Origin of the sequence: Cupriavidus lacunae, assembly GCF_003353055.1 — a bacterium.
Classification (GTDB): Bacteria; Pseudomonadota; Gammaproteobacteria; order Burkholderiales; family Burkholderiaceae; genus Cupriavidus; species Cupriavidus lacunae.
The window spans coordinates 31,477-43,718 of sequence record NZ_QKWJ01000030.1 but is presented as its reverse complement, the minus strand read 5'-3'; the positions used below and the strand labels follow the sequence as shown (position 1 = coordinate 43,718).

Annotated in this window: 10 protein-coding genes and 2 pseudogenes; 9 read left to right on the top strand and 3 right to left on the bottom strand. The window is 62.0% G+C overall.

The annotated features are described in order from the left end of the window. Positions 1-25: 25 nt before the first annotated feature. The 8 genes and pseudogenes from DN412_RS22395 to DN412_RS22360 all read left to right on the top strand — a co-directional run. Positions 26-427 carry a nuclear transport factor 2 family protein gene (locus tag DN412_RS22395; RefSeq protein ID WP_115213586.1) on the top strand — a complete coding sequence of 134 codons (402 nt, stop codon included), beginning with the start codon at positions 26-28 and terminating at the stop codon, positions 425-427. Positions 428-534: 107 nt separating this feature from the next. Continuing rightward, a complete protein-coding gene (locus DN412_RS22390; RefSeq protein WP_161564029.1) occupies positions 535-1,503 on the top strand; it encodes a Bug family tripartite tricarboxylate transporter substrate binding protein in 969 nt (322 codons plus the stop codon). A gap of 13 nt (positions 1,504-1,516) precedes the next feature. Continuing rightward, positions 1,517-2,593 (top strand): aromatic ring-hydroxylating oxygenase subunit alpha, encoded by a 1,077-nt coding sequence (locus DN412_RS22385; RefSeq protein WP_161564028.1) that lies wholly within the window; start codon positions 1,517-1,519, stop codon positions 2,591-2,593. 108 nt (positions 2,594-2,701) lie between these two features. Beyond that, complete coding sequence (locus DN412_RS22380; protein ID WP_115213583.1) at positions 2,702-3,667, top strand: PDR/VanB family oxidoreductase; 966 nt, start codon at positions 2,702-2,704, stop codon at positions 3,665-3,667. Positions 3,668-3,959: 292 nt separating this feature from the next. Beyond that, complete coding sequence (locus tag DN412_RS22375) at positions 3,960-5,060, top strand: cupin domain-containing protein (protein ID WP_115213582.1); 1,101 nt, start codon at positions 3,960-3,962, stop codon at positions 5,058-5,060. 19 nt (positions 5,061-5,079) lie between these two features. Next, positions 5,080-6,072, top strand: coding sequence for an ornithine cyclodeaminase family protein (locus DN412_RS22370; RefSeq protein WP_115213581.1), 993 nt, complete (start codon positions 5,080-5,082; stop codon positions 6,070-6,072). Between the two features lie 24 nt (positions 6,073-6,096). Continuing rightward, complete coding sequence (hpaH, locus tag DN412_RS22365; protein ID WP_115213580.1) at positions 6,097-6,900, top strand: 2-oxo-hept-4-ene-1,7-dioate hydratase; 804 nt, start codon at positions 6,097-6,099, stop codon at positions 6,898-6,900. Positions 6,901-6,990: 90 nt separating this feature from the next. After that, positions 6,991-7,110 (top strand): annotated as a pseudogene (locus DN412_RS22360) (RtcB family protein); the annotation flags it as partial. Between the two features lie 79 nt (positions 7,111-7,189). On the opposite strand, the gene DN412_RS22355 reads toward DN412_RS22360, so the two are convergent. Both DN412_RS22355 and DN412_RS22350 read right to left on the bottom strand, forming a co-directional pair. Beyond that, positions 7,190-7,987 carry a tetratricopeptide repeat protein gene (locus tag DN412_RS22355; protein ID WP_115213579.1) on the bottom strand — a complete coding sequence of 266 codons (798 nt, stop codon included), beginning with the start codon at positions 7,985-7,987 and terminating at the stop codon, positions 7,190-7,192. A gap of 138 nt (positions 7,988-8,125) precedes the next feature. Continuing rightward, on the bottom strand, positions 8,126-10,369 hold the full coding sequence (locus DN412_RS22350; protein ID WP_244222743.1) for a TonB-dependent receptor: 2,244 nt from the start codon (positions 10,367-10,369) through the stop codon (positions 8,126-8,128). Between the two features lie 100 nt (positions 10,370-10,469). Between DN412_RS22350 and DN412_RS22345 the strand changes: the two are divergent. Continuing rightward, positions 10,470-11,045: pseudogene (locus tag DN412_RS22345) on the top strand (TonB-dependent receptor domain-containing protein); the annotation flags it as partial. A gap of 167 nt (positions 11,046-11,212) precedes the next feature. Here the strand turns inward: DN412_RS22345 and DN412_RS22340 are convergent. Further along, positions 11,213-12,205, bottom strand: coding sequence for a tripartite tricarboxylate transporter substrate binding protein (locus DN412_RS22340; RefSeq protein WP_115213577.1), 993 nt, complete (start codon positions 12,203-12,205; stop codon positions 11,213-11,215). Positions 12,206-12,242: the final 37 nt, after the last annotated feature.

Below are 12,242 nucleotides of genomic sequence, written 5' to 3'. Positions count from 1 at the left end.
TTCCTAGATATCCCTTTTGATTGCGATGCCGCAGATCCATACGCCACAGGCTAGTCCGTGCGTTGCCACGGTAATTGATTTTTTCTACTTCCTCGACATGCGCCAGCACGCCGACGCCGCTGCCTTGATGGCGGAGCAGGGTACCTGGACGCGCGGCGAAGAACTGTTGCGGGGGCCTGGAGAAGTGCTTTCGGCGCTCGAACAGCGCCCCCTGAACCGTACCACCTGCCATGTGGTGACCAACCTTCGAGTGGCACACCTCTCAGAATGCAGCGCCACGATTCGCTTTTACATGTCGGCCTATGTGGGAGTCGCGGGCGAAGAAGAGATGCGGCTTGTATCGCTCAGGCGGTGCACCGATGAACTGGTCCTCGCCGATGGCGCCTGGAAGATCGGAAAGAAGACCAGCGCACAGATGCTGCCATGACACGTGCCATGACGTGATCAACGCGCTGACACGGCAGCGTTCACGGCTATAGAGACATCCTTCATAGCCACATCCAGGATCCAGAGGGAATCCGAATGGAGATAAAGATGAATATCACACGTCGCCGGCTCATCGCGGCCGCGGGAATTCTTGCGTCATCACACGTGTTTGGTCAAAAGAGCGACGATGCCAGAATCGTCGTTCCGGTCGGTCCTGGCGGCCAGATGGACGACCTGGGCAGGATGATCGCCCAGGGTCTGGCGAGCGCGCAGAAGCGATCGTTCATCGTCGAGAATCGGGGTGGAGCCGCAGGACAGATCGCGGCCACTGCGACCGCCAGGTCCGCCGGCGATCCAAACACGATGTTCCTCGCTTCGATGGGCATCATGGCTGTGGCGCCGCACCTTTACCCGAACTTGCCTTACGATGTCCAACGCGATTTCACACCGATATCCTTGTGCGCACTTGCCCCCAGCGCGCTCATTGTTAATCCCTCCGTGGTTCCAGCAAGGACAGTGCAGGAGTTCGTCCAATGGGCGCGGAAGCAGAAGGACCCCATTCCGTATGGATCATATGGCAGCGGCTCTGTAGCACACATCGCGGCAGAGATGTTCAAGAACGCCGCATCCGTGCAGATGACGCAGGTGCCATATCGCGACGTGCCGCGCATCCAGGCCGATCTGGTCAAGGGCGACATACCGCTCGTCTTTGATGCACCAAGTGGCTACGTGGGCTATGAGAAGGATAACCGACTGCGCATTCTGGCGATAACTTCCAAGGCGCGTTCGCCGGCGTTCCCGGCGCTACCGACCATGGACCGGTCCGGATTTCCCGGCTTCGATTTCTCGAACTGGTACGCGCTATTCATGCCTCGCAACGTTCCAACGGCCGCAGTGGCGCAGATGCGGATTTCGCTGAGAGCAATCCTGAACTCAAGCAGGATCAGAGAGCATTTTCTGCCGACCGGACTTGAAGTGCCCGGCATCGGCGCCGAGGACTTCCCAGCCTTCTATGGGCGGGAATTTGCCCGCTGGCAAGCTTTTATTCGCCAGAACGACATCCGCATCACCACCTGATTGGAGGAACCCAATGTCTTGGCTGAGAAACACCTGGTATGCGGTGGCATGGTCCGACGAAGTCGAGAGCACACCATTCGGGCGCAGGATCTTGAACGACGCGATTGTGTTCTTTCGTGACGGTGCTGGCCGGTTGGCTGCTATCGGCGGTCGCTGTCCGCATCGATTCGCACCGCTGGCAATGGGGAAAATTGTCGACGATACGCTCGAGTGCCCGTATCACGGCCTACGGTTCGACAAGAGTGGCACATGCGTCCACAATCCGCACGGCGGAGGCCGGATTCCCATGAATGCCCGTGTTCCCAAGTATAGGATCGCGGAGCGTTGGGGACTCGTATGGCTATGGCCGGGTGATCCCGACGCAGCGGACGAAGACAAGATCCCCGATCTTTCGCATCTGCTACGCGACGACCTCGGGCATGTTCGAGGATATATGGGCATGCAGGCGAACTACATGCTCGGCGTGGACAACCTCATCGACCTTAGCCATGCACAGTTCGTTCACGGAGATCGCCTGATGTCTAATAACTTCGACGATGCGAAAGTCGCCGTGGAGCAGAATGGCAACGATGTCACGAATCGCCTGTCCATCCCCAATAGCAGCGTTCCCCCCGCGCTTCGCTCTCGTGTGCCGGCGGAGATCGACGTCGTCGACTATTGGCTCGATTCCACCTGGCGCGTTCCGTCAGTTGTTACCAATGACGTTGGCATTACCTTGCCGGGCAGGCCAAGGGAAGAGGGACAGCGCAGTTTCGGTGTTCACATCGTCACCCCTGAAACCGAAAGATCGTCTCACTACCTGTTTGCCCACTCCAGGAACTACGCGGTCGGCGATCCCTTGATCGACGAGAAGATCCGGGAATGGCAGCGAGTGGGATTCAGTGAGCAGGATAAGCCAATCATTGAGGCAACAGCAAGGATGATGGGCGAGGAAACGGATCCACTCGCGCTGCGGCCCGTATTGTTGCCGACGGACGCCGCGGCGGTGCGTGCGCGACGGCTTCTTTCAAAGCTGATTGACGAAGAGACAAAGGCTTGCGGCGAAGTCAGCATCCCGCTTGACGCGGTACGGCGCACGCTTTCAGGTTGATTTGCTCCGCCCAGGGGCTGAGAGGTGTAGCGCTTAGCGCCAACCGCATGCGCATCGCTTGGCCTCACAGCCACAGGCTCACTCAAGTACAACGGAAGACCGCAGAAGATGGACACCGAGTCGTTGATCGAGGTTCGCGTTGCACGAAAGACAGTCGAAGCTGAAGGCATTGCCGGCTTTTGCCTCGTGCCTACCGGGGGAACTCTCCCTCCGTTTGATGCCGGCGCCCACATCGACGTCCACCTGCCCGGTGGTCTTGTGCGGCAGTATTCGCTGTGCGGACCGCCACAGGCCGTCAATGCATACCATATAGGTGTGCTTCACGACGCGGCATCGCGCGGCGGATCAAGAACGATGCACGAGCTGGTCAATGAGGGGGATGTACTCAGAATCGGCCAGCCAAAGAATCACTTTCGGCTCAACGAAGGCGCGGCTCGCAGCCTGCTGTTCGCTGGCGGGATCGGCGTCACCCCAATCATTGCCATGGCAGATCGATTGGCGGCGATCGGTGCCGACTTCGAGTTCCACTATTGCACTCGTTCGCAGGCTCGAACAGCGTTCATGCGTCGCCTGCTCGGCAGTGCGTTTGCGTCCAAGGTTCGCTTCCACTTCGATGATGGTGCCGCCGAGCAGAAGCTGGACTTTGCCGCGACGCTCGCACACCCCGGGGCGCAGACCCACCTTTACGTGTGTGGGCCTAACGGCTTTCTCGATACTGTGTGCGCCTCCGCGCGCGCCATAGGGTGGAGCGACGCACAGATTCACTTCGAATATTTCGCGGGCCAGCAAAGCAGCTCAACCGGCGACAGCGGCTTTGAACTCGAGTTGCGTCAAAGCGGCCGCGTCATTCGTGTCGAGGCAGAGCAGACATGCGTCGACGCGCTCGCCGCGATCGGTGTGGAAATTCCAACATCGTGCCGCCAGGGGGTGTGCGGCACCTGCCTGACAGGCGTGATCGACGGTCTGGTCGATCACAGGGACCTATACCTTTTGCCGGATGAGCAGGCAGCCAACGACAAGTTCCTGCCGTGTTGCTCGCGTGCCAAGTCGCCGAGGCTTGTCATCGATCTCTAGTGAAAGGATGACCTGAGACTCGGGTGCTTGAGTCCTGGGCGGTGCTCAGGGGCTTGCACTCGGCCTGCTGCGGCATGCGTCTTCCTCGTCCGAGATTAATCGCTGAATCGTTGGATTGTTGCGGCGACGGATCGCGGCCGATAGGGAAACAGAGCCCGTAACTGCACCGCCGACCGTCAGGATAATCGCGGCTACCATAATTACTTTAGTGAATATTCATGCTTCATATTGTTCAGTGGAATAATGATGGTGCCAATTCTATTCTCGATCAATCGAATGACAGGAGATTGAGATGAGTGATCTGGCATGCCGCCTTATCAACGTCAGCGGCACTAAGTCGAACGCGCCCAGGGTATGGGAGCCGCTGCGGGTGCCACGCGAAGCGATTGCGCGGGAGGTCGAACGGCTGGCCGATGAATCCAGGCCTGATGACGGGCGGCGCGCAGCGTCGATCGTGCATCCGCAATCGCAGGCGCCGGGGCTTGGCTTCTCCCCTGGTGTGGACGTCACGATCAACGTACTGAAGCCTGGTGAATCGACTGTGCCGATTCGCCGCAATTCGAATCAGATTGAGTTCTGTATCAGCGGACGCGGGATCGTCCGAGCCGGACAAGAAGTCTCGCACATGGAGCGTTGGGATGTTTGCACGATCCCGTCGATGCAGTTCTATTCCCATTGCAACGATGGCGATGAACTGTGGATCCGCCTGACCTACTCGAACGCGCCATTACTTGAAAAACTGGGCGTCCATTACCTCGAGAGTGCATCGGAGGCGATGAAGGCCGTGCTGGTGCCGCGAGTTGCGGATCGACGTTACACACGTCAGAACGCACCCGATGTCCAGATCGGCGAGGCCGGTGCGCGGTTGCGCGGCTATGAGTTCCTGACCGATATCCAGGTAGTTGATAGCAAAGGCCTCCATTGGCCGTGGAAAGACGTCTCGGAGTACGTTTCGCAGAGCCCGGGGGACGACCGTCGCGGAATCATGCTGCTCTATAACCCGGCCACCGGGCGTCGCAATGGCACGACCCATAGTTTCTTCGCGACCATCTCGTCCGCGCCCGCCGGCTCCCCCCCTCGCCCCGCTGACCGAGGCCATCGCCATAGTTCCGTAGCGATGAACTATCACTTCGAGGGCAGTGGCAAGAGCATCGTCGACGGAAAAACGATTGAATGGCAGGCCGGAGACCTTCTGCTTTCCGCGCCGGCGTGGTCGGAGCATGCCCATTTCATCGGGCCAGATGGTGCCAGGGTGCTAACGGTCCAGGATCATCCATTGCATATCGGCATGGAATCTCTCATCTGGCAGGAGCGCATGGATGGGCCCATTCTCACGCTTGGCTCCGAATCGGGGCAGACAGGCTATGTGGGTCCGCGTCAAGCGGGTGCTTAATCGTCGATCGGATCTGAACATGACAAACTCCGCAATGTGGCTGACGGAACAGGATGTCGCCGCACACGTTTCACTGAAGGACGCTATCTATGCGCTCGAAGCGGGTCTGCTAGACCTTGCTTCCGGATCCGGCTTCAATGTGCCCAAGGCGCTTGGCAGCTTTGGTGACGGGTCCTCGATGCACTCGCTCGGGTCGGCCCTCCCAGTGGCCGGGTACTGCGGCTTCAAGAACTGGATTCATACAAAGCGCGGCGCCAAAGCGGTGTTCGTGCTATTCGATGCAACGGAAGGCCGGATGCTGGCCATGATGGAAGCGAATGTCCTTGGCCAACTGAGGACCTCCGCGATCACAGGCCTCGGAACCAAGTGGATGGCCAACCTGGCTGCAGGCGATCTCGCAATCATCGGAACGGGACGGCAGGCGTTGATGCAAGTGGCCGCAATCAACGCGGTGCGGCCACTTACGCGGATTCGCGTCTGGAGCCCGACACCGGAGAAACGGCTGGCTTTTGCCGGGCAAGTCCGATCCCAGTACGCCGCGGAGGTCAACGTTGCATCGACGTTGGATTCCGCTGTGGATGGCGCTGACATCGTGACGCTGGTGACGCGTGCGCAGACTCCTTTTCTTTCCGGCAAGCTACTCTCGCGAGGCGCGCACCTGAACGCCGTGGGAGCAATTCTCCCGGGCAACGCCGAGTTCCATCAGGACGTATTTGAACGGGCCGGCTTTATCGCCGTCGACAACCTGGCCAATGTCCAGAAGGCATCGCGAGAGTTCTCCGACTACTTTGGGGTGGACGCGACAAATGGCTCGTGGGAGCGCGTCGTTCCCCTGGAACGCATTGTTGCCGGTGACTCACTGCGACCGGACGATTGTGACATCAGCCTGTTCAAGGCAGTGGGCATGGGGATATCAGATCTATCGGTCGCCAGGCTTGCCTACGAGCGTGCCGTCGCAGACAGCGGCAATTCCTCGCGTATGCCGCTGTCTGTGACGGCAACGCTGCGCTAGCCTGATCCCGGAAGATACCTCGACATGTTTTCACCCGAATTCATTCAAGAACTGGCCGACGAATTGCACGCGGCCGAGAAGGACCGACGGCAGATCGAGCAATTCTCGAAGCGCTTCCCGGAGATGACCATCGAGGATGGCTACGCTGTGTCCAGGGCCTGGATCAGGACGAAGCTGAACGAAGGGCGCGTCGTGCGTGGCCATAAGATTGGTTTGACCTCGCGTGCCATGCAGCAGGCCAGCCAGATCACAGAGCCGGACTACGGCACGCTGCTCGATGATATGTTCTTCGACAACGGCACCGACATCCCTGTTTCGCGCTTCATTGCGCCGCGCATTGAAGTCGAGCTTGCCTTCATTCTCGGACGCCGGTTGCAAGGGCCGGCCGTGACGCTCTGCGATGTTCTTGCTGCCACCGAGTATGTCGTGCCGGCCATCGAGATCATTGACGCCCGCATCGAGCAATTCGACCGGCACACGAAGGCCATGCGCAGCGTGATCGATACCATCGCCGATAACGCCGCAAACGCCGGCATCGTGATGGGCGGGCGCCCGGTGAAAGCGGATGCGGTGGACCTGCGCTGGATCGGCGCGCTGCTATACAAGAACGGCGTGATCGAGGAATCCGGGATTGCAGCCGCCGTGTTGAATCATCCTGCCAACGGTGTTGCGTGGCTCGCTAACAGGCTCGCTCCCTGGGGCGAAGCGCTCGAGGCCGGAGAAGTGGTGCTGGCTGGGTCCTTCACCCGCCCTGTCCATGGGGCGGCGGGCGATGACTTCCATGCCGACTACGGCCCGCTCGGTGCGATTACCTTCCGGCTGAATTGAGAGGGCAGGCCACCTCGAGCCAACGGAAGCTCAGGCGACATCCCCCCACTCGAAGTATTTCGGCGTAGAGGGCGGGGAGAGCGCACCTGAGCGGCGGTGATTGACGAGATCCCGATGGCCTACAAGGATATCGACGCGGTGATGGCGGCGCAGGCGGACCTGGTGGAGATTGTGCACACGTTGCGGCAGGAGGTGTGCGTGAAGGGGTGAGAGGTCCATCAGCGTGCGGGCCACGGGACAAGGTGTTCGCGCAATGCTGTCGCGGTCGCCGCGGACAATCGCGTGGCGCTCAGACGGTTTGCCGCGCGCAAGGCATGGCGTTCCGGCAGTTCATGGCTGCGGTTTGCGCGACGCCGTGCAGGCGCCGCAGTTCAGGCTGCGGTGCCAGGCGCAGGTATTCGAGCATCTTCTCGATGAAGGCGGAGGTTGCGGTGCCGGGTGCGCGCGCGATCCAGGCCGCCGCGCCCGCATGCTCTCCGGCAAGCGCCAGCACGCGGGCGTAGTTGAACTGCCCGCGGAAATCGCCGGCTTCGGCGGCGCGGCGGTAATAGTCGGCCGCGATGCGGGCATCGGCCGAGACTTCCCAGCCGTCCTCGTAGAAGCCACCCACGATATTGAGCGATTTGGCGTGTCCCAGGTCCGCCGCCTTGCGGAACCAGGCAAAGGCCGCAGGGAGGTCAGTCGCCAGGCCCCGGCCGAGCGCCAGCGACGTGGCCAGGTTGTACATGCCCCAGTCCGATCCCCGTTCTGCCGCCACCGTGTACCAGTGGGCCGCGGCGGTCTCGTCGGCAGCGGTGCCCCAGCCGTTCTCGTAGCAGCGCCCGGCCAGGTTGGCCGCGCCCGCGTGGCCGGCATGCGCGGCATGCTTGAACCATGCAAAGGCCCGCGCCTCGTCCCGGGCGACGCCACGCCCTTCGAGAAACCACTGGCCGAGCAGCGCCTGTGCCGCCAGCGTGCCGCCGGCGGCCGCGGCGCCGAGCCAGGCCAGCGCGGCCTGGGGCGGCCCGGCAAGCTTGTCGCGCAGGCCGACGGGGCCAAGGTGATCGAGTTCACCCTGGGAGACGATAGGGAAGGGAAGCAGGTCCATGGGAAGACGCGGAGCCAGAGGAGGTGCTCCGCAAAGGGCAAACAGGAGGGACTTGTATTGCGGAAGAAGGGCGAAGGCGGCAGGCCTTCGCTCTGGGGGATCACACGGCGGGCGGCCCGTGCGGGCCGCCGCGATCCGTCAGTAGCGGACGTTCAGGTTGAGCATGGCCCAGCGACCCGGGGCCATGGTCGCGTAGTGCGTGGGGTAAGCCTGGCTGTAATACGTCTTGTTGAACAGGTTTTGCACGTTCAGCTGCAGCGTGAGGGCCTTGTTGATCTTGTACGAGGCCATTGCGTCGAAGCGCCAGTAGGCCGGGACCCACTTGTTGTTGACTTCGCTGCCCCAGACCTTCGATACATAGTAGGCGCCGCCGCCGACCGTGAAGTTCGGGAACAGGCGATAGGTGGACCACAGGCTGAAGCTGTCCTGCGGCGTGTTCGGGAACGAGGTGCCGTTGCTCAGGCCGAACGCCGCGCCCGCGCCGCCGGCGTTGCGCAGCTCGCTCTTCAGGTGCGTGTAGCCGCCGAACACCGCCCAGTCATCGGTCACGTTGCCCGAGAAGCCGAGCTCGAAACCGTCGACGCGCTTGTTGCCAGCCATGGCGGCGGTGCCGTCCTGCAGCGTAATGCGTGCGTTGGTGGTTTCAATGCGGAAGATCGCGGCCGTCAGCGCCAGGCGCTTGCGCAGCACATCCCACTTAGTACCCAGTTCGAATGCCCGGTTCTTCTCCGGGGCGAGCTGCGAGCCGGTGGTCAACGGGTTGCTGTCGCTGCCTTGCGCCAGGAAGGCGCCTGCGGGCGTCGACGACGTGCCATAGGACACATAGACGCTTGCGTTATCGGCAGGCTTGTAGACCACGCCGAACTGGTAGTTGAAGAGATTGTCGTCGCGCGAGTAACTGGTGCGGACGTTGGTGCCGGCGGCTCGCGTCGACAGGAACTCCGTGGCGTAACGGTCGAAGCGCAGGCCGGCGTTCACCATCCATTGCTTGCCCAGTTCCATGGAGTCGAACACATAGGCGGAAGTGGTGTTCGTCTGCGAGTAGCTCGGGTTGTTGGTGCGCGCGATGGAGCCCGCCCACGGATCACCGGGGTTTGGATTGTAGAGGGTCGTGCAGTTGTAGCCGCCTGCCGCGCCGGGGCCCGCCGGGCAGCGATTGCTGCCGGTGGCGACGGTGTAGGTGTCGTTGTTGCTGGTCTCGCGCGAGAACTCGATGCCGGTGGCGTACTTGTGCCTGACCGGGCCAGTCACGAACTCGCCCGAGAGGTCGGTCTGGTTCGACAGCGTCCTGGCGGTGCTGATGCGCGTATTGGCGCGCCGCCAGATCATGTCGTAGTAGAGGTTGCCCTGGCTGTCGTCCGGCTGGGTGTAGATGAAGTCCTGCGACGTGCGCGACATGCGCGTCTGGTTGCGGAACCTGAGTGCGTCGCTGAAATCGTGCTCGAAGCGGATGGTGCCCATGTCCGCCACATCCTTGCGGAAGTCGCGGTCGAGCAGGCCGTAGTACGTGTTGCGCGGCACATTCACCGGCGAGCCGTCACCCGCGGTACGCGTCCTCGCCCGGCCGTCGGTGCGGGCATTGAAGTTCGGGTTGTTGTACGGAGTGCCGACATCGGGAATGTCGTCCGTCTGCATATGGTAGTACGACATCGTCAGGCGCGTGGGCGTGCCAAGGCCGAACGTGACCGTGGGTGCCACACCCCAGCGGTTCTGGTGGGTCGCGTCGCGGCCCGCGACGTCGGAGTCGTGGTACATCGCATTCAGGCGGAAGGCCGCGTGCTCGGCGAACTGCCAGTTGCCGTCGACCGTGGCCCGCTTGTAGTCGGCGTTGCCCACGCCCACATTGCCTTCGGCAAAGTTGCCGAGCTTCGCCGACTTGCTGGTGATATTGATGCTGCCACCCGCCGAACCCCGGCCATCGTAGGCCCCGGCGGGGCCCTTGGTCACCTCGACGGATTCGATATTGAAGACTTCGCGGCTTTGCGAGCCGATGTCGCGAAAGCCGTCAAGGAACGTGCTCGCCTGGGCGTCGTAGCCGCGGATGAACGGCCGGTCGCCGACCGGATTGCCACCTTCGCCAGCGCCGAAAGCGATGCCAGGCACCGTGCGCAAGACATCGGTAAAGGTGGTCGAGCCCGTGCTCTGAATCACTTCCTGGGGAATGACCGTAATCGAGCGCGGCGTATCGAGCAGCGCCTCCGGGTTCTTGATCGACGATGAGTGGTCGACCTTGAACTCGCTCGCGCCCGAGACCGTGACAGTGGGGAGTTCAACCGTGCCCGGTGGCGTCTGGGAGGCCGTCTGGGCCGTCGCGGGCGCGGCGGCGACGGCCACGCCAAGTGCGCCAGTCAGGTGCGGCAAGATGCGCACGCCCTTGGTGATTGCGAGCACGGTTTCGCTCATAGTTAAGCCTTCATGTAAATAATGTTACGAATGAGAAATATTATCATTTGTATTACGGAACGTTCCACTTGTTTTTTTCACAAGACGTTCCATGCTGTCCGGCGCGGCGCTGGCCGACACGCTGAGCGCCTTCGACGAACGCCTGCAGCTGACGCTGGGCCTGCGCTATCAGCAGGTGAAGTCCGGCAACTACAGCAGCAGCGGCGCGAAGACGGCTTAGTATGATGAGAGTGCCGTGACGCCCCTGGCCGGCATCGTGTACAAGCCCTGGCAGCATGTGTCCCTGTATGCCAACTACGTGGAAGGCCTGAGCAAGGGCGACATCACGCCGGCCACCGCATCGAACGCGGGCGAGGTGCTCGCGCCGTACAAGACGAAGCAGCAAGAGGTGGGCGTGAAGCTCGATGCCGGCAAGGTCATGGCCACGCTGGCGGTGTTCCGCATGACCAAGCCCAGCGGGCAGTTGTTCGGCACGGTCTATGCGATCGACAGCGAACAGCGCAACAAGACCACGATGGCGGGGAAAGACACCACCCTTCGCCTCTACCTGCGCAATGTATTCGACCGCCGCTATTGGGCGGCGGTGGACAACTATGGCGGCCTGGCCATTGGCGAGCCGCGCACGTTGATGATGTCGGCGACGGTCGGTTTCTGATCCGGCCTGATGGCCAGCTGGCATAAGCGAGGGGCCACCGGATTGTCGCGGCCATCCCGCAGGGACGAACGCGCTCTCACGGGGGCTGGCTTGCGCCCGTGTGGCAACGATGTCATGCGGGAAGTCGGGGGATCCGCCTGCTGTCGCCTGGCCGGTGCCCCAGGTGGTCAGTCGACGAGCAGGTTGATCTTCGTCGCGAATTTCTGCCAGCGATCGATGTCGGCGGTCACCAGCTTCTGGAATTCGGCGGGGGTGCTCGTGGTCGTGGCAAAGCCGAGTTGGGTCAGCGATGCCTTGATCTCGGGCTTGGCGATGGCCCTGGCGATTTCCGCGTTCAGCTTTTGCACGATCTCGGGCGGCGTGTGCGCCGGGGCGAGGATGCCGAACCACTGGTCGACGTCATAGCCGGCCACGCCAAGCTCGCTCACCGTGGGCACGTCGGGCAGGAACGGCGAGCGCGCCTTCGAGGTGACGGCCAGCGCGCGCAGCTTGTTGCTTTTCAGGTAGGGGATGGTGTTGGTCAGCGTGTTGACGCTGACATCTGCCTGGTTGCCAAGCACGTCGGCGATGGCGGGGGCGCAACCCTTGTACGGCACATGCAGCATCTCCATCTTTGCCGAGACCTTCAGCAATTCGCCGGCCAGATGCTGCGGGGTACCGTTGCCGCACGACGCATAGCTGGGGGGCGAGGCGCTCTTGCCCGCCGCCAGCAGGTCGCTGAAGGTGCGGATCTTCGATTGCGATGGCACGGCAATCACCGACGGCACCGAAGCGAAGGTGATGACGGCGCTGAAATCGGACTTGGGATTGAACTGCAGCTTCCTGAAGACGCTCGGGTTGATGGCAAAGCTGCTGTTGACGATGAGCAGCGTATAGCCGTCGGCAGGGCTCTTGGCGACGAACTCGGCACCAATATTGCCGCTGGCGCCGGGCCGGTTGTCGACGACTACCGGCTGCCCCAGCGACTTGCTGAGGTCATTCCCGATCAGGCGCGCAAGAGAATCGGTCCCCCCTCCGGCCGGGAACGTCACTACCACGCGGATCGGCTTTTGCGGGAAGGTACTGGCGATATTGGCCTCGGCGCGCCCGGGCAGGGTGCCCAGGCTGCCTGCGACAAACAGGAGCGATGCCAGACTGCTGACGACGGATAGGGGTCTCATGGGTGTGCCTCGTCGGTTAGGGTGAAGGAAGCGGAGA

What these genes read in the sequence shown, in the direction of transcription:
- DN412_RS22340 (WP_115213577.1), bottom strand. Translation starts at nt 12,205, where the DNA reads ATGAGACCCCTATCCGTCGTCAGCAGTCTGGCATCGCTCCTGTTTGTC.
- DN412_RS22390 (WP_161564029.1), top strand. Translation starts at nt 535, where the DNA reads ATGAATATCACACGTCGCCGGCTCATCGCGGCCGCGGGAATTCTTGCG.
- hpaH (WP_115213580.1), top strand. Translation starts at nt 6,097, where the DNA reads ATGTTTTCACCCGAATTCATTCAAGAACTGGCCGACGAATTGCACGCG.
- DN412_RS22380 (WP_115213583.1), top strand. Translation starts at nt 2,702, where the DNA reads ATGGACACCGAGTCGTTGATCGAGGTTCGCGTTGCACGAAAGACAGTC.
- DN412_RS22385 (WP_161564028.1), top strand. Translation starts at nt 1,517, where the DNA reads ATGTCTTGGCTGAGAAACACCTGGTATGCGGTGGCATGGTCCGACGAA.
- DN412_RS22355 (WP_115213579.1), bottom strand. Translation starts at nt 7,987, where the DNA reads ATGGACCTGCTTCCCTTCCCTATCGTCTCCCAGGGTGAACTCGATCAC.
- DN412_RS22370 (WP_115213581.1), top strand. Translation starts at nt 5,080, where the DNA reads ATGACAAACTCCGCAATGTGGCTGACGGAACAGGATGTCGCCGCACAC.
- DN412_RS22375 (WP_115213582.1), top strand. Translation starts at nt 3,960, where the DNA reads ATGAGTGATCTGGCATGCCGCCTTATCAACGTCAGCGGCACTAAGTCG.
- DN412_RS22395 (WP_115213586.1), top strand. Translation starts at nt 26, where the DNA reads ATGCCGCAGATCCATACGCCACAGGCTAGTCCGTGCGTTGCCACGGTA.